Origin of the sequence: Pleomorphomonas diazotrophica, assembly GCF_002844595.1 — a bacterium.
Lineage (GTDB): Bacteria > Pseudomonadota > Alphaproteobacteria > Rhizobiales > Pleomorphomonadaceae > Pleomorphomonas > Pleomorphomonas diazotrophica.
In genome coordinates this window covers 177,555-196,774 of sequence record NZ_PJNW01000002.1, presented here as the reverse complement: position 1 = coordinate 196,774, position 19,220 = coordinate 177,555, and the positions used below count along the sequence as shown (strand labels likewise).

Annotated in this window: 11 protein-coding genes; 2 read left to right on the top strand and 9 right to left on the bottom strand. The window is 66.3% G+C overall.

All coding sequences use genetic code 11. The features are described from left to right. Positions 1 to 106: 106 nt before the first annotated feature. The 6 genes from CXZ10_RS01885 to CXZ10_RS01860 all read right to left on the bottom strand — a co-directional run bounded on the left by CXZ10_RS01885 (position 107) and on the right by CXZ10_RS01860 (position 8,609). Entirely contained in the window at positions 107 to 1,768 is a 1,662-nt protein-coding gene (locus tag CXZ10_RS01885) for a hypothetical protein (protein WP_101287259.1), read from the bottom strand. Between the two features lie 35 nt (positions 1,769 to 1,803). Continuing rightward, on the bottom strand, positions 1,804 to 3,702 hold the full coding sequence (flgK, locus tag CXZ10_RS01880) for a flagellar hook-associated protein FlgK (protein ID WP_101287258.1): 1,899 nt from the start codon (positions 3,700 to 3,702) through the stop codon (positions 1,804 to 1,806). A 77-nt stretch (positions 3,703 to 3,779) separates the two neighbouring features. Further along, positions 3,780 to 5,282, bottom strand: coding sequence for a flagellar hook protein FlgE (locus tag CXZ10_RS01875; RefSeq protein WP_101287257.1), 1,503 nt, complete (start codon positions 5,280 to 5,282; stop codon positions 3,780 to 3,782). 207 nt (positions 5,283 to 5,489) lie between these two features. Further along, positions 5,490 to 6,485 carry a YcjF family protein gene (locus CXZ10_RS01870; RefSeq protein ID WP_101287256.1) on the bottom strand — a complete coding sequence of 332 codons (996 nt, stop codon included), beginning with the start codon at positions 6,483 to 6,485 and terminating at the stop codon, positions 5,490 to 5,492. Next, the gene (locus CXZ10_RS01865; RefSeq protein WP_244617097.1) at positions 6,482 to 7,945 is read right to left on the bottom strand and encodes a YcjX family GTP-binding protein; all 1,464 of its coding nucleotides are present in this window, start codon (positions 7,943 to 7,945) and stop codon (positions 6,482 to 6,484) included. The genes CXZ10_RS01870 and CXZ10_RS01865 overlap by 4 nt, the downstream gene beginning before the upstream one ends. Positions 7,946 to 8,081: 136 nt before the next feature. After that, positions 8,082 to 8,609 carry a SixA phosphatase family protein gene (locus tag CXZ10_RS01860; RefSeq protein WP_180335827.1) on the bottom strand — a complete coding sequence of 176 codons (528 nt, stop codon included), beginning with the start codon at positions 8,607 to 8,609 and terminating at the stop codon, positions 8,082 to 8,084. Between the two features lie 146 nt (positions 8,610 to 8,755). On the opposite strand from CXZ10_RS01860, the gene CXZ10_RS01855 reads away from it, so the two are divergent. After that, positions 8,756 to 10,135 carry a glutamine synthetase family protein gene (locus CXZ10_RS01855; RefSeq protein WP_101287254.1) on the top strand — a complete coding sequence of 460 codons (1,380 nt, stop codon included), beginning with the start codon at positions 8,756 to 8,758 and terminating at the stop codon, positions 10,133 to 10,135. Here CXZ10_RS01855 and CXZ10_RS01850 read toward each other — a convergent pair. The 3 genes from CXZ10_RS01850 to CXZ10_RS01840 all read right to left on the bottom strand — a co-directional run bounded on the left by CXZ10_RS01850 (position 10,081) and on the right by CXZ10_RS01840 (position 12,390). Beyond that, entirely contained in the window at positions 10,081 to 11,226 is a 1,146-nt protein-coding gene (locus CXZ10_RS01850) for an acyltransferase family protein (RefSeq protein ID WP_180335826.1), read from the bottom strand. The genes CXZ10_RS01855 and CXZ10_RS01850 overlap by 55 nt on opposite strands. A gap of 272 nt (positions 11,227 to 11,498) precedes the next feature. Beyond that, a complete protein-coding gene (locus tag CXZ10_RS01845) occupies positions 11,499 to 11,819 on the bottom strand; it encodes a 2Fe-2S iron-sulfur cluster-binding protein (RefSeq protein WP_101288314.1) in 321 nt (106 codons plus the stop codon). 229 nt (positions 11,820 to 12,048) lie between these two features. Next, a complete protein-coding gene (locus tag CXZ10_RS01840) occupies positions 12,049 to 12,390 on the bottom strand; it encodes an Hpt domain-containing protein (RefSeq protein ID WP_101287252.1) in 342 nt (113 codons plus the stop codon). A 680-nt stretch (positions 12,391 to 13,070) separates the two neighbouring features. On the opposite strand from CXZ10_RS01840, the gene CXZ10_RS01835 reads away from it, so the two are divergent. Continuing rightward, positions 13,071 to 19,094 carry an apolipoprotein A-IV repeat region-like domain-containing protein gene (locus tag CXZ10_RS01835; RefSeq protein ID WP_101287251.1) on the top strand — a complete coding sequence of 2,008 codons (6,024 nt, stop codon included), beginning with the start codon at positions 13,071 to 13,073 and terminating at the stop codon, positions 19,092 to 19,094. Positions 19,095 to 19,220: the final 126 nt, after the last annotated feature.

The following is a 19,220-nucleotide window of genomic DNA, read 5'->3' as shown; positions in this document are numbered from 1 at the left end:
CAAGTTCACTCCCCCGAGATGGCGTCCGCAAATGCAAACCGCCGACCAGGTCGCAGCCCGGTCGGCGGTTTCGTTTGCGGCAAGCGGATAAAGCCGCCAGCGTCCCTTACTTCATGTAGTTGAGAAGGCTGAGGTTGTTGAGCATCATCGACGTGGTGTAGCTCGCTTCCATCCGGGTCTGCAGCGTCAGGATCTGCGCCGTCAGCTCTTCCTTGTTGATGCCCTCGACGCCGTCCAGCATCACCTGCAGCGTCGTCTTGGAGTTGGTCTGCCGCTCGGCCGCACTCTTGGCGACATTGCCGGACACGGCGATTTCCGTGTGGATGTCGGTCGGCTTCTGGCTGCCGTCGGCGAAGGCGAGGACACCGTCCACCCGCGAGGCCAAGGCCGAGTAGCGAGCCTTCTCGACTTTGAGGTTCTGCTGCCGCTCAGCGTCGGTTGTCGCGTTGGGGTCGCCCAGCGTGCCGGCCTTCGGGTCGAACTCGGCAACGGTCATGACGGCGAGCGAGCGCACCATTTCCGTATAGGCGGCCTCGTTGGCCCGGACGCCGTAACCAACGGTGATGTTGGTGTCGACGCGCGCCGTCACGTCGTTGCGCGGCGACGTCGCGCTGTCGGCGGGGTCGATCGTCGCGTTGTAGCCCACATACCAGTCAACCGTGTCCGTGTCGGTACCGTCGCGCAGCCCTGTGGCGGTAGCCAACTGGCTGTTGTCGGTGGGATCGAGGACGTCGACCCGCTGCGGTTTGCCGCCACTGGCCGTTTCAAAGAAGGTCTCGGACGCCCGCATCATCGACGCCGCATGGAAGGTGGTCTTCGCTTCGATCTTGAGGCTGTCTTCAAGACGGGTCTTGAAGTTGGCGGCGGTCGCGTTGACGTCGACCGTGGGCGGCGTGGTGCTGGTATCCTGGGCGATGGTGAACTGGCCCTCGCCGGGCGGGCTGGTCAGCGTCGCCGTCAGCTTGACGGTCGATTTCGTGCCATCGGGGTTTTCGAGCTCCAGCGAGACGCTGTCGCCGGCCTGCAGGTTGGCGCCGAACTGCACGCCATAGGCGGTGTTGACGGTGTCGCCGGCGCTGTCGAGGCCCGTGGTCGGCGTCACCGCGATATGGGTGGTATCGGTGGTCGAGGCCGACGCCGAGGCGATCTTGTAGCCGAACTCGGCGGAGGGCGGCGTACCCTGACGGGTGATCGTCACCGTGTCGGGAGTGGCCACGGGATTGTCGAGGTTGAGGCGGCCGAGCTTGCCGGTGCCAAGGTCCGCCGTGTAGCGCTCAGCGACGACCTTCTGAAGCCCGTATTTGCTGCCGGTGCCGTAGAGCATCTCGTTCATGCCGACCACCGGCTTGGTGTCGGTGGTCTTGCCCGACATCAGATAGCGGCCGTCGGCCTCGGAGTTGAGCAAGCCGATCACCTCGTTCAAGGCGATCTTGGCGCCCTTCTGGCCGGTGGTGGTGCCGGTGGAATCGATGTTGTAGGTGTTGGGATCGATGGCGGCCGACGCCTCGCTGGGAATGTCCTCAAGACGCCCCATCGCCTTGTCCAGCAGCGAGATGCGCATGTTCAGGACGTCGGTGTTCTGAAGGTAGCCGTTGATCTCGGAAATCTTCGAGCGGAAGGTGATCGACTGGGTCCGCCCGGGACCGAGCGTGCCGTAGGTCGCCGCCTTCTGCCCGGTGGAGAGCTGGCGCTGCATGTCCTCGAGCTGCTCCCGCATGGTCGAGAGAAGCGACATGTTGGGGCTGACGAGCACGCTGTTGATCGACATGGCATTCTACCCGTGACTTGGCGGCGCGAGGCCGCCTACTTGAACGTGGCCATCAGAACATCCATCAGCTCCTGCGCCACGGATAGAACCCGGGCGTTGGCCGAATAGGAGTTCTGAAGCTGGATCAGCGACATAAGCTCGGTGTCGAGGTCGACGGCACGGCTGTTGTCGTAGCGTTCCTTGAGATTCGAGGTGACGACCTTCTGGCCGTCGGCGACATTCTTGGCGTCCTCGACGATGGAGCCCTGGGTGTTGACCACCTGGGACAGCAGCCCCTCGAAGGTGCCCTTGAACGGTGTGGTGACCGAGCCGATGCCGATCGAGGAGGAATAGGAAAAGACACGGCTGTCGAGCGCGTCGAGGATCGCCTGCGGCCGCGTGCCGTCGCCCGACAAGGTGCTGCCGCTGTACTTCACCGTCAGCGACGGATCGGCTACCACCTTGGGATTGACCGAGATGCGCGAGGCAAGACCGGTGATGGTGTCGGCGCCGCCGGTCAGGCCGGTATAGGGCTTGCCGGTGGAGCCGTCGATGAACAGCGGATATTCCTGGTATCCCGCCTGCTCGGACGGCACGGAGATCTCGCCGGACAGGCTGTTGACGACGCCGTGGGCTCCCGCAGCCGTCGTCGCATTGATCGTGACCGAGGTCGGAGCGGCCGGCGGCGCAGGCAACGCCGCCCCGGTGAAGTCGGTGCCGCCGCCATTCGCGGCATTGAGCGCCGCTGCGATCTGGGCGCCGATATCGGTGCCGCTCGACAGATCGAGACCGACGACCGTGTCGTTGGGATCTGGCGTGAATCCATTGCCGGGGGCGGTGCCGCCATTGTGGGCGACAAAGGTGAGCGACCCCTTGGTGCCGGCGGCGGTGGTATACTCAACCTTGAGGGTGTTGCCCTCGGTGAGGCCCGAGACGTCCAGCGTATAGCCGGCCGTACCGGCGCCAGTCACGGTCGTGCCGGCTGCCTGGCGCGTCGACGTCGCCCTCGACAGCGTCGCGGCAATGGTGTCGAGCTGGGCCTGGGCGTCGACCAGCGTCTCGTCGCGCAGTTCCTTGTAGGCGGCGATCTTGCCCGAGCGGATCGATCCGCTCTTGAAGAGGTCGACACCCGAACCAGGGCCAGAGCTGATACGAATGGTGCCGAGCGAGCGCTGGCTGTCGTCGGTCGAGTAGACACGCGAGGCATCGACCACGCCCTGCTGGTCGAAGCTCAGCGTCACCGCCACGTCGTCGTAGAGCTGGGTACCGTCGGTCAGCGAGATAGCGATGGCGCCGCCCGGCTGATCGGTGACCCGAATGTCCATGTACTCGGACAGCTCGTCGATGGCAGCGTCGCGCTTGTCCTGCAAGGCGGCGGTGCTGTTGACGCCACCGGCACCAACCGCCACCACCTGCTTGTCGAGTTCGGCGATGGTTTCCAGCAGCGAGTTCACGCGGCTGACGGCATTGCCGATGTTGGATTCCGCCTCCTGGCGTAGCGACTGCACGTCGCCCGACAGCTGGTTGAGGCGGGTGACGAGGTTTTGCGACGCCGACACCGCGCTGCCCTGCAGCGCCGTGTCGCCGGGCGTGGTCGCCAGCTTCTGCAGCGTGGTCGTGAAGCTGCTGTAGACCGAGTTGAGCGAGCTGGCGCTGTTGGGGGCGCCCCAGTAGTTGTCCAGTGCCGACAGCGCCGTGACGCGCGTCTCGGCATAGGCGGAGTTGGCCTGCGAGACCCGCCACTGCTTCTGCACGAGAAGGTTGATCTCGCGCGTGACCTGGTTGGCCTCGACACCGTAGACCCGCGAGTTGGCAACCTGTGCCGACGACGAGGTCGACAGGCGGCTGTAGCCGGTGCTCTTGGCGTTGGCGATATTGGCCGACGTGACGCCCAACTGTTGCTGGGTCGTCCTGATGCCGGACAAAGCCGTGGAAAGGGCACTCGATACAGCCATATCCGTCTCGCAGTCGGTAATCGTCGCGGATTGGGGAGGCGGCCGTCACGCAGCGAGCGCGACCGCCGCCAGAGGCATCAGCGGATGATCTGCAGGATGTCCGACATCATCTGGTCGGCCGTCGTGATGACCTTGGAGTTGGCCGAGAAGGCCTGCTGCGTGACGATCAGCTTGGTGAACTCTTCGGAGATGTCCACGTTGGACGCCTCGAGGGCCGAGCTCGAGAGAGCGCCGTCGATATCGATCGGGCTGCCGCTCTGGATGGTTTCGGTATAGGCGCCGCCGTCTTCCGCCTTGAGATAGCTCGCGCCGTTGAAGGCGACGATCGGGATCTTCCACTTCTCGACAGTCTGGCCGTTCGAGTAGTTGTAGCTGACGATACCGCTGTTATCGTCGATCGATACCCCCTCGAAAGCGCCCGTCGAATAGCCGTCCTGCGTCAGCTGGCTGGTGGAGGCGAGGCCATTCTTGTCGGCGAACTCGGTAGCGCCCATGTCGAGCGTCATGGTGCCGAAGTTCTTGCCGCCAACGGTGAGGTTGGTGATCGCCAACGACGACGTGGAGTCGAGCTGCTTGCCGTTCTTGTCGAAGAAGAACCCGGTGGGATTGGCAACCGGGCTGGCGTAGGTCTCGACCCAGGCAGCATTGCCAGGCGCGTTGGTTCCGTCGGTTATCGCCTGGCGTCCCAGCGTACCGTCGGTGATCGTGGTGCCCGAGGGGATTTGCGTCCAGACGGCATCGGTCGTGTTGGCGGAGTTGTAGGTCTCCAGGTTGCGATAGAACAGTCCCCATTCACTGCGGCCCGTGCTGGTTTCCTCGAACTTCGCCCAGCGGAGCTGGACGACGGCGGGAGTGCCCTGGGCATCGTAAACCGTGACCGTGCCGCCGGAAATCGAGTTGTCCATGAAGTCCGAGACCTGCGTACCGACCACCCTGCCGGTATTGGCGATCTGGTAGGGAATTGGACCCGCAGCGGCGCCGCTAGGCCAGTCGGGATTGTAGATGTTGGCACCGGCAACCGTCTTGTTGGCGGCGGAATGGGTCGTCACCGGCTCGGTCGGCAGGTTGAGCTTGTAGGTGATCTGGGTGCTGGCCTTGGCGCTCTGCGACGTCTTGTCGATGGTGATCGGGCCTTTCGGGTCCTCACCGACAGCCGGCGTCAGATTGACGCCGATCAGGCTGTAGCCGGACGCGTTGCGCAGGTAGGTCTGGCCGTTGCGCGAGTCGTAATACTGCTCGAAGTCGCCGGCGCGGGTATATCGGGTACCCAGCGTGTTATCGAGCGGGTCGGCGGACACCGAGAAGAAGCCGGTGCCGTTGATGGCAAGGTGTGTGTCGACCTTCGAGCCCTGGATGTCGCCGTCGAGCGTGATGGTCGAACGCGAGTTGGCCGTGACGCCACCCGAGGTGACGCGGGCTGCATTGGAGGTGTTGGAGCGCACGAGGTCGCCGAAGCTGGTGTCCTTGCGCTTGAAGCCGGTGGTCGAGGAGTTGGCGATGTTGCCCGAGATATTCTCGAGGGCGAAGGACTGCGCTCCGAGGCCGCCAACGGCCGAGTTCATTGCGGTCAGGATACCCATGCTCGTTTCCCTTACGATCTGCAACGCGGTCGGCCGGACGATTGGCCGCTACCGATCTAAGGGCAACGGGCGTGCCAAACGGCCGCTCCGATTTTTTCCGTTTGTTTTCAGGAAACAGGCGTTTGTCCCTGGTGAACAAGAAGTTAACGCGCCGGCAAGGTTCGGCTCATCCGGCAAATCCTGCCGGGCCGAACCGGCCACCCGGCATTATTTGGCGCGCGGTGCGCGGATGCCGGCCATGATCTCGGAGAGCTGCGGCCGGCGTCGTTCGAGGAACGGCAGGGGGCGGCAGACGTCGATGGCCGCGACGCCGACGCGGGCGGTGAGCAACCCGTTGATCACCCCTTCGCCGAGGCGCGCCGACAGCTTGGCGGCAAGGCCATGGCCGATCAGTTGCTGGGCGAGGCCGTCGCCTATGGCGATCGAGCCGGTCACCGCCAGGTGGGTGAGGACCAGCCGGGTCAGCCGCGCCAGCCCGATGAAACCGGGCCGGCCGCCGTAGAGCGCGGCGAGGCGGCGGATCAGGCCGAGCGTCGCCACCACGACGAAGATGACGTCGATGGCGGCGCGCGGCGACACCGCCGTCACCACCGACACACGGGCGGCGGCATCCGACACCAGCCGGCGCGCCGCCGCGTCCAGCGGGGCAAGAAGGTCGGCCTCGGCCAACACCAACCGGTCGCGGCCATCGATGACGTCATGAACGCGCGCCTCGGTGGCCCGCCGCCCCGGCGCAAGGTCGGGCCGGTCGGCGTAGAGCGTCATCAGTTCGCCGACCACCGCCTCGGCCTCCGGCCGGTCGTCGCGGACGGCGGCAAGGTCGGCGCGTTTGCGCATCCGGTCGATGCGCCTCAGCCAGATGAGACCGGCGATCTCGCGGGCAGCGATGGCGACGACGGCGAGAACCGCCAGCGCGATCAGCCCGATCGCCAGCCAGCCGAGCCAGTCGTCACGGGCGAACAGCTCGCGAACCAGTTGGTCGAGCCACAGACCGATCGCCAGGGACAGGATGCCGGCAACAGCGCCGAAGAACAGCCGCGACCAAGGGAAGCGCCGGCGGGCAGATGGCAGCGGAACGGGCAGATCCTCCGTCTCGGCGGCTTCCTCGACGATGACGGCCGCATCCGGCAGTGGCGCCTCGCCGGGGCGGACGTGACTGACGTCATCGGCCTTGAGATCGAAAGCGGTGGGGCGGCGCGTCATGCCAGGCGATCTCCGATCAGGAAGTCCAGGGCGCGGTCGAGGCGGATATGCGGCAACGACAGGCTGACGCCCTCGGCCGTCACCTCCACCGGCGGCGGCCGGAAGCGCAAAAAGCGCAGCGCGTCGAAGGCAGGCTCTCCGACCTCGGGCTCGCGGAACAGCGCCTGCGGGTTCTCCGGAAGATCGCCGGGGAACAGGGCGATTTCTTCCTTGCCATCATAGAGATGGTCGTCAAGCAGTTCGCCCTCCTGCGGCACGCCGAGGATGCAGGGCAGGCTCTCGCCATTGCGCCTGACCGTCGCCTCGCGCGTCGCCCGCACGGCGGCGAGCGCCTTCACATCCACCTCGGCACCAGAGAAGGAAGCGCGGGCGATCGCCCGATCGGTGAGGCGCCGTAGGATCAGCTCAAGCCTGTCGTGGCTGACGTGGTGGAGGTGGTCGGCCTTGGTGGCGGCGAACAGGATGCGGTCGATGCGCCGCGTCAGCACCTGCCCCAACCAGGAGGAATGGCCCGGCCGGAAACAGGCAAGGATCTCGCCCAGCGCCACTTCCAGATCAAGGAGCGCCTCCCGGCCACCATTCAGCGCCGCAAGCACGTCGACCAGCACCACCTGCCGGTCGAGGCGGGCGAAATGGGTGCGGAAGAAGGGCCTGACGACTACGTCCTTGTAGGCCTCGAAGCGGCTCTCCATCAGCGCCCACAGGCTGTCACGCGGCGCCTCGCCCGTATCAGGCAGATCGAGCGGCGCAAAGGTCAGCGCCGGCGAGCCGGCAAGGTCGCCCGGCATCAGGAAGCGGCCCGGTGGCACCATGGAAAGCGACAGGCTGCCGCCGCGCGCCGCGCCGAGATAGGTCGAGAACAGCGCGTGCAGGCGTCCCGCAACCTCGTCATCGGCCGGCCCCAGCGGATCGACGCCGGACGTATGGGTCAGCCAGTCGGCGGCAATGGCGGTGCGGCGCGGCTCGCGCGCCCGCTCCAGAGTCTCACGGGAAAAGGCGCGATAGTCCTTGGAGAGCAGCGGCAGATCCAACAGCCACTCGCCGGGATAGTCGACGATGTCGAGATCGAGCTTGCCGCGCCCCAGCGACCGCCCCAGGAAGGTGGCGCTCTCATAGGCAATGGTCAGCCTGAGCTCGGAAATCTGGCGCGTCGACTCCGGCCATACGCGCGCGTCGGTCAGTTTGCGCACGTGGCCGCGGTAGTCGAAGGTCGGCACGTCCGGGTGGAGCTGAGGCCGGATGTCGGCGCCTTGCAGACGGCCGGATCGCCAGGGCTCGAACATCGGCAGCCGGCCACCGTGGGTCAGGTTGTGGATCAGCGCCGTGATGAACACGGTCTTGCCGGCGCGGGACAGGCCGGTGACGCCGAGCCTGAGCGACGGCGAACCGAGGCTGAAGGCGAAATCGGCCATGTTGTCGAGCGCGATGCGCGCTTCGTCGGAAAGCGTGGTGAAGCTCACGGCCTCGTCGAACCTCGTTCGGCGCAAAAGGCGCCGCGCCTCTATGTAGGCACCGCCCGCGCCGCCACAATGGCCCAGCGCATCGGACCGAAAAGTGGAATCCGGTTTTCGGAAAATCCGATGCACAAATAAAGAATTAGTCGCCGGCCGGACCGCCAAGATCGGCCGGCGTGACGAAGGCCACGAGCCGCCCGCCATCTGGCCGGACCTCCCGCCAACTCACCGAGAAATCGATGACGGCCAGCGATGCCGTCGGATACTTCGCCTCGACCTCGGCAAGCAGGGCAGGATCGCCCTCTCCCGGCAAGGTTGCCGCCAGCCTGTGGATCGAAGGATTGTGCCCGACGACCAGAAGCCGTTCGGAACTGTCGGCGTGGCTGGTGATCACCCTGAGCATGGTGCCCAGCGAGGCTTCGTAGAGCTCCCGCACATAGTCGACGGCCACATGATCGGGCAGAAACGGCCTCAGTTCCTCGAACGTCTCGCGCGTCCGTGCTGACGGGGAACAAAGCACCAGGTCGGGCACATAGCCTTCCTTGGTCATGTAGCGCCCTACCGCCGTCATCGCCGCCCTGCCCCGCTCGGCGAGCGGCCGGTCGAAGTCCTTCTGTCCGGCAACGGCCGGAGGCGACTTGGCGTGGCGGAGAAGAAAAAGGCGTGGCATTGGCGGCCTCCGGACTCCCATCGCGCCGGACTTGGCGTAATGTTCAATCATTCTAACCTGATTCCGGGCTGCCGACGCGGCCTCGACGATCCGCTGCCCCATGGGGCTCGCGAATCCGGTCGGTCCGGGTCGCCGAGGATCATTTCATGCCCACCGCTTCAGACGTCGCGCCGCGTTTTTCCAACCAGGCCGACGCCATTCATTGGCTCCGCGACCGTCGTATCAACGAGGTCGAGTGCATCATCCCGGACATGAACGGCATCATGCGCGGCAAGATCGTGCCGCGCGAGGATTTCATCCGCATCATCGAGGCCGGCGTACGGCTGCCGGAGTTCGTGTTCTTCCAGGCGGTGACCGGCGACAGCGCCGTCGAAAGCAAGATCGTCAACCCGCTCGACCGCGACATCCGCTGCGTGCCCGATCTCTCGACCCTACGCCTCGTCCCCTGGTATGACGAACCGACGGCCCAGGTGATCTGCGACTGCCATTTCGCCGACGGACGCCACGTCGATTTCGCGCCGCGCTCGGTGTTGCGCCATGTCGTCGAGCTCTACGCCGCCCGCGGCATCCGCCCGGTGGTGGCGCCGGAGGTGGAGTTCTACCTCACCGGTCAGAATGACGACCCAGACCTGCCGCTGGAAGTGCCGATCGGCCTGTCCGGCCGCAAGGAAAGCGGCAGTCAGGCCTATGGCATCGAGCATGCCAACGACTACGACCACGTCGTCAACCAGATGTATGACTACTGCGAAGCTTCGCGCATCGAGATCGCCACCATGGCGCACGAGGCCGGCCCGGCGCAGCTCGAGATGAACTTCCGCCACGGCGACCCGATCGAACTCGCCGACCAGACTTTCCTGTTCAAGCGCACCGCCCGCCTCGCCGCCCGCAAGTTCGGCATGGTCGCCACCTTCATGGCCATGCCGCATCAGGAAATGCCGGGGTCGGCCACCCATATCCACCAATCGGTGGTGCGCGTTGGCGACGGTGGCAACATCTTCGCCAACCCCGACGGCACGGACACCGATGAGCTCAGCCACTACATCGGCGGCCTGCAGCGCTATGTGCCGAAGTCGATGAGCCTGTTCTGCCCCAACGTGAACAGCTATCGCCGCATCCGTCTCGAGAGCGACGCGCCGATCAATGTCCACTGGGGCCGCGATAACCGCACCTGCGGCCTGCGTGTGCCGGATTCCGGTCCGGAATCCCGCCGCGTCGAGAACCGGGTGATCGGCGCCGACAGCAATCCTTACATTGCCATGGCGACGACGCTGGCCTGCGGCCTGATCGGCCTCGAAGACAAGGTGAAGCCGGACGAAATGGTGACGGTCGACGCCAAGACGCTCGGCGTGACGCTACCCATCCACCTGTCGGACGCTCTGATCGAACTTGGCGAGTGCGAGCGGCTGAAGGCCGTGCTTGGTTCTCGCTTCGTCGAGGCCTACATTGACGTCAAGCAGCTCGAACTCCGGCTCTACAACCGTGTCATTTCGAGCTGGGAGCGCGAGTACCTGCTGCTCAACGTCTGAGCTCCGCCGATGCGGGCGGCGATCTTTGCCGCAAGACGCTGCCCCGGCAGCTCGATAAGCCGCCACGTCACTGACGACATGACCAGCACCAGTCCGATGTAGATCGCTGCCACCGCCATTTCGCGCAGCGCAAGAGCATCCGGCAGGAACTTGCCGACGGTTTGCGACAGGCGAGGAACGACATAGGCAACCAGGAACAGGTGGGTCAGGTAGATCGAATAGGAAAGCCGGCCGAGCAGTTGCATCGGCGCGGTTGCCATGATGCGCGACAGCGGGCCACGATCGCTGGCATGGGCGAACACCAGCAGCATGAAGACCAGCGGCGCGGCGTAGCGAGCCGCCGGCTGCGAGGCAGTGACCCAGAGAAGGACGATGCCGGCCAGCATCGCGGGGATCTCGGCTCCTCCGCCGGCAAGCGCCCGGAAGGTGCCCCGCCGGTGCAGCCACTCCGCCACCACGCCGGTGAAGAAGCCCAGGAAGCAACGGACGATGCCGAACACGTCGGTGCTGATCATGCCTCGGCCGGTAACGTCCACGAAGAGGACGATCCAGGCCGCGATGGCGATGGCAGCCGCAGCGGCCGCCCGGCGGCCGGAACGGCCGGCCGTGGACAAGGCGACCAGCGCAAAGACGGCATAGGTCCAGATCTCCGCCGAAATGCTCCAGCTCGGGAAGTTCCAGCTCAGCTCGGGGCCGAGGCGAACCGTCTGAAGGAAAAGGGCGATCGGCAGGATGTCTGACGGATCGCGGGCGGTGCCGAAGGCGGGTTGCCCCACTGGCGAGCCCGTCTCGCGCTCCACGGCCAGTTTGGCGAGTTCCACCGCGACGAACAGGGCCAGCATGAAGAGATGCAACGGCCAGAGGCGGCCGAGGCGCCGCACTGCGAAGACGGCGGCATGCTCGCGGTCGGTCAACTCATCGGCATAGACGCGGGCGATGACGAAGCCGGAGAGCACGAAGAAGAAGTCGACCGCAAGGATCCAGGAATCGAGCGAGGGTACCGAGGTCAGGTACCCGTTGAGCTGCAAGTGAATGAAGCAGACGGCGAGCGCTCCGATGCCTCTCCAGCCGTCGAGTGCCTTCATGCGCATGATGACGCTCCAGTTCGCGGCCCGCATGCCGGAACCGGTCCGGCCACGCTGCGGCGACAACCCAACGGCAAAAGTCCGCGGGTACGCTCATCTTTAATGCCGATCTGCGGCTGGAAGCAATCTAAACAAGGAATTAAGGATAACGACGCCCTGCCTGGAGCACCCGCCGATCAGGTTTTCTCAACCTGATCGAAAAGCGGCTGCTCCAGCAAATAACTGGAGCCTTCTCTGGACGACCAAATGGTTCAACTTGGTCGGCGAAGGCTCTAGCGTCAGGCTTGGCGCTCGGGAATATGTACCACCAGACCGTCAAGCTCGTCCTTCACCTTGATCTGGCAGGAGAGGCGCGACGTCGGCCGAGGGTCGGCGGCGAAATCCAGCATGTCCTCCTCCATGGGGTCGGGCTCGCCGGTAGCCGCCACCCAGGCTTCGTCGACATAGACATGGCAGGTGGCGCAGGAGCAGGCGCCGCCGCACTCGGCCTCGATGCCGGGAACCAGATTCTTGACGGCGTTTTCCATCACCGTGGTGCCGAGCTCGGCCTCCACCTCGTAGCGGCTGCCGTCGTGGGAGATGTAGGTGATCTTGGGCATGGAAACCTGCGGCTGCGGGGCGGTGCCCCTCTCGGCCGATGGTTCGGACTCGGCATTCGCATCGCCCGACAAACGGGACGCAACGCGGGCCTTCACAGAGCCATCGGCAGTTTGTTGTTTCGATGTCGCTTTTTGAACTCGGCGCTCGACCGGGCCGTGGCCCGCCGGAATTCAAGCGCCGAACTCGCTCCGTCGGAGCCAACTGCACATATAGCAGCGTCCGGCGGCGTCAACCCCCAGCGCCGAGATGCGCCTCGATAAAGGCATTGGCCGCGACCACTGCCGCCTTCAGCCGCGCCAGTTCGGACGCGCCGCCGTCACCGCGCAACAGGGCGGCTTCCAGGGCCGATGCGGCGTCGGCCACCGCCTTCGCCCCGATGCCTCGCGCCGAACCGAGCAGAAGATGGGCGTCACGGGCGTCAGGCGCCGTCGAGAGCCGGTCGAGACAGTCGCGGCTCTGTGTCAGGAACAGGCGCAGCACTTCGGCCTCGAGAGCGGCGCTTCCGAACGTCTGCTCGGCAAGATGTTCGAGGTCGATGGGAAAGGCAGGACTTGGCTTGTCGTTGCTCATCGCAGATCGTCTCTTTTCGCCCCTCGGCGAGGTCCTCCGCGCCTTCCATCCTGTTGCCGGATGGGGCTCGATGACGCTCCGTCGGCCTTGAGGAGCGGCTGGAATTCTGAAGATATGGTTAATTCAGCTGATGCAATCCAAGCCTGTTGTCGCCGTGAAGCAAGGCCTGCCGGTCTCAGGAGGACATCGAGGGTGCAGACCGAACGCCCGCCAGGATCGCGACAGGCGGCAAGGCAGCCGGTAACCATATGTTTTAAGCCAATATTCAACTCGATGGCCTAGCGTCTTGACTGTGTCCGCCCGGCATCTCCCCCACCATGGAAGCCGGCTTGCGCGTCGACGGCGAGGGATCGCCAGCCATTCTGAACATCCGCCCTCGGGCCCGGAAATAACAACCAGAAGATGAGTCACAATGTACAACGCCTATTAGCGGCTTGTTAACAATATGGGCCACCGGGGGAGCTTTCCTTGTCCGGAAGAGCCTGTTGTGCCATTACGTTTTGATAGGCAATCCTCGGCCGGCGTAGCCATTGCTGTCTCCTGGAGGCGGCGTGGCGGTCGAGAAAGCCCGAGTTCATGTGTCTCGCCTAGGCCGGGTGAGCACATGGTTCGACCGGGACGGCAACCGGGAGTACGCTTCCGATACCGTCCGGCTTCAAGTATGCGGACATGAGGGTATCATGGTAAAAAGCACCAAGGCATCGGATCCGGCGGAGGCCGCTCTCTCCGCCGTCGAGGAGGCCCTGAAGATCGACTTCGGCGTCTCGGCCGATGCGCCGACATCGCCCGACCAGGATACCTTCAACGAAAGCTCTGACACCGCCTCGCGCCAGTCGCTTGCCGAGCCCGCCGACGCACCGCGCGCCTCCGCGCGCCCCGGCCGCGCCCCGGCCAATGACGACCGTCGGTCCGTTGCGACGCTGCTCTATCAGATGCAGCGCCGGCCGTCGGCCCTTCCCTTCTGGATCGCCCTGTTCGCCTCGGTTGTCTGGGTTGCCGGCGGCTTCTATGTCGCCCGCGCAGCCTTTGGCGACTTCTCGGTGCTGGCCGACCCGGCCGCCCTGTTCGCCCGTCCCGATGGCTTCGCGCTGGTCGGCGGCATCGTTGCGCCGGTGGTGCTGTTCTTCGCCATTGCCACCATGGTCTGGCGCGCCCAGGATCTCAGGCTCGCCGCCCGTTCGCTCACTGAAGTCGCCATCAAGCTCGCCGAGCCCGAGATGTCGGCCAAGGAAAACGTGGTCACCGTCGGTCAGGCCATTCGCCGCGAAGTCGCCGCCATGGGCGACGGCATCGAGCGGGCCCTCGCCCGTGCGAGCGAGCTTGAAGTGCTGGTCCACAACGAGGTGTCCTCGCTCGAACGGTCCTATGCCGAAAACGAGATGCGCATCCGCAGCCTGGTCGAGGAACTGGTCAGCCAGCGCGAGAGCGTGATCGCCAACGCCGAGAAGGCGCGCGTCGCCATTTCCGGTGCCCATCAGAACCTTTCGGAGGAGCTGCGCACCGCTGGCGATCTCCTGACCAACCGTATCGACGAGACCGGCCGCAACGTCACGCGGACCTTCGGTTCCAAGGCCGAGGAACTGGCGCTGGCCTTCGAGGCTGCCGGAAACTCGGTGACCGAGACCGTAGCCAAGCGCGGCGCCGACTTCCTGGCGACGCTCAGCACCGAGCGCGAAAGCCTGATCGGCGGCCTTGCCGAGACCGGCACTGCCATCAACGAGGCGATCTCCAGCCGCAGCGAAGCGCTGACGCGCACCATCACCGAGGAGGGTGGCCGCCTCACCTCCGCCATCGGCAAGGAAACCGAGCAGCTCGGCAGCGAACTCGCCAAGCGGTCCGACGAACTCGTCTCCACCATTGCCACCCGCGCAGCCGACCTGTCGGCGGCCCTCAGCGACGGCACCGGCGAGCTGGCCTTCACGCTGGCCTCCCGCACCGAGGAACTGGTCTCGACGCTGGCTGCCCGCTCGGAGGAGCTGTCGTCGACGCTCACCGATCGCACCGGCGACATCGCCTTCACCCTGTCGGCCCGCACCGAAGAGATCGTCTCCTCCATCGCCGCCCGGTCCGACGAACTGTCGTCGACGCTGTCCGTCCGCACCTTCGAGCTCAGCAAGGCGCTGGGCGAGAAGGCCCAGGAAATCGGCAGCACGCTGGAAAGCCGCACCGCCGAGTTCTCCACCGCCCTTACCGAGAAGAGCGAGGCGCTGGAAAGCACGCTGGCCCTGCGTTCTGCCCAGCTCGCCAGCACCATCGAGGCGCGCACCGGCGAGCTCAGCGCCGAGCTGACCGACAAGACCGACCTCATCGACCGGACGATCTCCGGCCGCACCGCCGAACTCGCGGAGACGCTGGCAACGCGCGCCGAGCTGTTCGGCGCCACCCTTGCCGAGCAGTCGGCCAACTTCGACCGCACCATCGGCCATCGCGTCAACGAACTGGTCTCGACCGTCGCCACCTCGACGTCGGTCATGGAGACGCAGCTTCTCACCCGCACCGACAATCTCGACAAGGTGCTGACCGAGCGGTCGCAGGAGATCGCCTCCACCCTCGAAAGTCGCACCGGCTCGCTGGAAACGCTGCTGCGCGACCGCAGCGACGCCATCATCTTCTCGATCGACACCACCGTTGCGGCGCTTGAAGAGAACCTCTCTCTGCGTACCAAGGAGATCGACGAAACGCTGGCCCGCTCCGGCCAGACCTTCGCCGAGGACATCTCCCAGCGTGCCTTTGCCGTCAGCGAGCAGGTCGCCCGCACCACGGACGAGGCCTCCAAGGCGATGGCCGAGAAGATCGAGACCATCAACGAAACGCTGCGCTCCACGTCCGAAGGCGTGCTGCTCGATCTGTCGATCCGCGGCAGCGAGATCACCGACCGCCTCGACCAGACCGGCAACCTCATCACCTCGACGATCACCGAGCGCGGCACCGACCTCGTCAACAAGCTGGCCGTCACCGGCGAAGCCGTCCACACGGCGATCAACGTCAACGGCGTCGATCTTGCCGATCGCATCGCCGCCACCGGCCACGAAGTGGCCCGCATGATGGACGACCGCACCACGTCGATCCGCGGCATCATCGACGGCGCCACGCTGTCGGTGGAGACGCTGCTCGCCGACAGCGGCAGCCTGTTCTCCGAGCGCCTGTCGACCATCGGCGCCGAGATCGCCCGCGCGGTCAACGCCCGTGGCGAGCGCGTCGCCGAGACCATCCTCGCCGCCGGCAGCCAGATCGCCAACCTGCTCGACGATCGTTCGGACAGCATGTCGGTGAGCTTCGCCGAGCGCATCCGCGTGCTCGACGAAATCATCAACGGCCGCGCCGCCGAACTGGTGGAAAGCCTCGTCAGCCGTACGTCGATGCTCGACGGCTCGCTCGAAGAGCAGATCGCCCGCATCGAAGCGGCGTTGGCCGAGCGTACCCTCACCATCCAGAACGCCCTTTCCGAAGGCACCAACGCCCTTGAGGCGACCCTCAGCGGCCGCTCCGGCGCCATCACCGGCCTCATCGACGAGCGCGTCGAACGGCTGGGCGCGGAGTTCGACAAGCGCTCCGGCGCTCTTGTCGAGACGCTGGACGGGCGCACCCAGGCGGTGCTCGCCTCGCTGGAAGGCCGCGCCGGCAGCTTCGGTGAAGCGCTGGAAGGCCAGCTCGCCGCCTTCGACGGCAGCGTCGGCAAGCGCCTCGAGGACGCCACCCGCACCTTCGCCGACAAGGCGGATGCGTTGACTGGCACCCTCGACAACCGCATCGAGCTGATCGACCACGCCCTCGACGGCCGTGCCCGCCAGATCACTGAAACCCTGATGGCCCGCACCCGCGATCTGGCCCAGGCCTTCTCGGCCGGCCAGTCGGAAATGGTCGACGCCATCGAAGGGCGCCTCGACGCCGTCGGCCGTTCGCTGCAGCGCAAGACCGAGGAGTTCACCGAGACGCTCGCCGACAAGGTGGCCGAGATCAACGTGTCGCTCGGCTCCAAGGTGTTCGAGGTCGCCGAGACGCTCGACAGCCGCGCCAGCTCGCTGGAGGTGTCGCTCACCCAGCGCCTCGCCTCCATCGTCGACATGCTCGGCAGCCAGACCGAGACGGCCCGCGAGGAACTGGCCCGCGCCCTCATCAACGCGGCGTCGGTGCTCCAGAAGGAAAGCGCCCGTGCCCGCGAAGACCTCACCGGTTCCGTGGAAGCGGCTGCCGACAAGCTGCGTGTCGAGGCCGATCGCGCCAAGGCCATCGTGACCGAGGCCATGACCGCCATCGCCCACGAAATGGAAAGCGGCTCCGTCCGGGCACGCGACGTGGTCTCCAGCGTGCTGGAGGGCATGTCCGAACGTCTCGCCGGCGAGAGCGAGCAGGTCCGGAGCGTGGTGGTCGCCGCCATCGACGGCGCCGCGACACGGCTTGCCACCGAGGGCGAGAGTGTGTCGCTCGCCGTCAGCCAGTCGCTGGCCGGCGCCGAGGATCGCCTTGCCGGCCTGCGCGATGAAACGCACGGGACCCTCAACGAGCTCATCACCACCCTGTCCGACGTGCTCTCCACCGAGAGCCAGAAGGCCCGCGAGAACGTCTACGAGGCGATCACCGCCGTCGAAGGCCGCCTCGTCAGCGAGAGCGAGAGGGCGCGTGCCGGCCTGATCGGCGCCATCGACGAGGTCACCGACCGTCTTTCGGAAGAGACTGCCCGCGCGCGCTCCAACCTCATCGGCTCTGCCGAGGCGGTCACCGGCCGCATCGCCGGCGAGACCGAGCGGTCGGGCGAGATCCTGGCGGCCGCCATCGCTGCGGCCACCGAACGCCTTGCCGACGCGACGCGCGACCTCGAGGCTGTGCTCGATGCCCGCACCGAAGCCGCGGCGAGCGCCATGGATGGCCGCGCCGAGAAGGTGGTCGACCTGCTCACCCGCCGCATGGCCGAACTGGCCGAGCTGGTGGATGGCCGTGGCGGCGATCTTGCCAACGCCTTCCTGTCCGGCACCCGCGCCCTCGACGAGGCCGTCGGCAGCCGTGGCGAGGAAGTGGCCGGCTTGGTCCGCAATGCCGCAAACGACGTGCTGTCGGCGCTGGCCAAGGGTGGCGAGGGCGTCAGCCGCGCCATCACCCTGCGCGGCAACGAGGCGGCCGATGCCCTGAAGCAGGCGACGCTGTCGCTGATGGCCACCTTCGACGAACAGGGCCGCGACGTCCTGCAGTCGCTCGACGACACTGCGTCGCGCGTCAAGACCGACGTCGTCTCGGTTCTGGAACAGGTGGACGGTGCCAACCGCAACCTCCGTGCCATCGTCGATCAGGCGGCCGGCAACCTCTCCCGCATCGAGCGCGGTCTGGAGCAGCAGACCGGCGACCTGCGCCTGTCGCTCGAACGCGTCGTCGCCGACACGACCGCCTCCAGCACCACCGTCGCCGAGACGACCGAGGTGTTGCGCGAGGTGTCGCGGACGGTGCTGGCCGACATCGGCACCATCGCCTCCTCGCTCGCCGAGCAGACCGGCGACCTGCAGTCGTCGGCCCGCGCGCTGTCGTCGGTCGGCGGAACGCTCCAGGGCGTCATCGGCGATCGCCTCGCCGCCCTCGACGGCGTGGTCTCCACGCTGCAGGAGCGCACCGAGACGATGTCCGAAAGCCTGCAGTCCATCGCCGGCCAGATCCAGGACACGCTGTCCAACGCCGAGCGCCGCGCCCGCGACGTCGGCTATCAGCTGGCCCGCAACGCCGAAACGGCCATGAACGGCGTCACCCAGCAGCTCGAGCAGCTGTCGGTCAGCGCCGAAGAGGAGGGCCGCAAGACGCAGGTGACCATCGAGCGGGTGCGCGGCGAGCTGATCTCCGAGATCAACGCCTCCATCGGTTCGGCGGTCGACCGCTTCGCCGGCGCCACCGAGGAAATGCGCAAGGCCACCCGCGCCGTCGGCCGGGAGCTGGAGCAGATCCGCGAGGATCTGAGCCGTGGTGTCCTCGACCTGCCGGAAGAGACCAGCCAGCACACCGCCGCCATGCGCCGCGTGGTCAGCGAGCAGATCCGCGCCCTGAACGAGCTCTCCGAGATCGTCTCGCGTCAGCTGCCCGGCGAGAGCGTCACGGCGGAAATGCCGGTGCGTGCCCAGGCGTCGGCCCAGGCAAGCCGCAGCCTGCCGGCCCAGAAGCCGTCGCAGCCTGTGGAGGCACCGCGCGCCTTCAGCCGCCAGCCGGCCAACCAGCCGCCCCGCCCGGCCGTCGCCGAGAGGCGCCAGGAGCCGACCCGTCAGCCGGCCGCCGATGAGCGCGGCGAGCGGTCGAGCGGCTGGATCTCCGACCTCTTGCGCCGCGTCAACGACGACGACGCTCCGTCGCCGCGCCTGCCCTCGTCCGACCGCACCAAGGCTGGCAACCCGCTGGACGGTCTGGGGTCGCTGACCTCCGACATCGCCCGCTCGATCGACCCCGATGCTTATGCCGACCTCTGGGATCGCTATCGCCGCGGCGAGAGCAACGTGTTCACGCGCCGCGTCTACACGCTGCAGGGTCAGCAGACCTTCGACGAGGTGCGCCGCCGCTATGGCCGCGAAGCCGACTTCCGCGAGGCCGTCGATCGTTACATCGACCACTTCAGCGCGCTCTACGAGGAGGCGGTTCAGAAGGATCCGAACGGTCGCCTTGCCGAGAACTACCTGAACTCCGACACCGGCAAGGTCTACACGCTTCTGGCCCATGCCAGCGGCAAGCTCGGCTGAGCCTGACGGTATAAGAGCCATCACGGAAAAGGGCGCCACGCGGCGCCCTTTTTTCGTTGGCGTATATCCTTGCCTTCACGCGATCACGCCTTCGTGATCAACGCATCTGTAACAAAACGTAGTCCG

Coding starts and splice junctions, on each gene's coding strand:
- CXZ10_RS01885 (WP_101287259.1), bottom strand. CDS start 1,768: ATGTCGATCAACAGCGTGCTCGTCAGCCCCAACATGTCGCTTCTCTCG.
- flgK (WP_101287258.1), bottom strand. CDS start 3,702: ATGGCTGTATCGAGTGCCCTTTCCACGGCTTTGTCCGGCATCAGGACG.
- CXZ10_RS01875 (WP_101287257.1), bottom strand. CDS start 5,282: ATGGGTATCCTGACCGCAATGAACTCGGCCGTTGGCGGCCTCGGAGCG.
- CXZ10_RS01870 (WP_101287256.1), bottom strand. CDS start 6,485: ATGACGCGCCGCCCCACCGCTTTCGATCTCAAGGCCGATGACGTCAGT.
- CXZ10_RS01860 (WP_180335827.1), bottom strand. CDS start 8,609: ATGCCACGCCTTTTTCTTCTCCGCCACGCCAAGTCGCCTCCGGCCGTT.
- CXZ10_RS01855 (WP_101287254.1), top strand. CDS start 8,756: ATGCCCACCGCTTCAGACGTCGCGCCGCGTTTTTCCAACCAGGCCGAC.
- CXZ10_RS01850 (WP_180335826.1), bottom strand. CDS start 11,226: ATGCGCATGAAGGCACTCGACGGCTGGAGAGGCATCGGAGCGCTCGCC.
- CXZ10_RS01845 (WP_101288314.1), bottom strand. CDS start 11,819: ATGCCCAAGATCACCTACATCTCCCACGACGGCAGCCGCTACGAGGTG.
- CXZ10_RS01840 (WP_101287252.1), bottom strand. CDS start 12,390: ATGAGCAACGACAAGCCAAGTCCTGCCTTTCCCATCGACCTCGAACAT.
- CXZ10_RS01835 (WP_101287251.1), top strand. CDS start 13,071: ATGGTAAAAAGCACCAAGGCATCGGATCCGGCGGAGGCCGCTCTCTCC.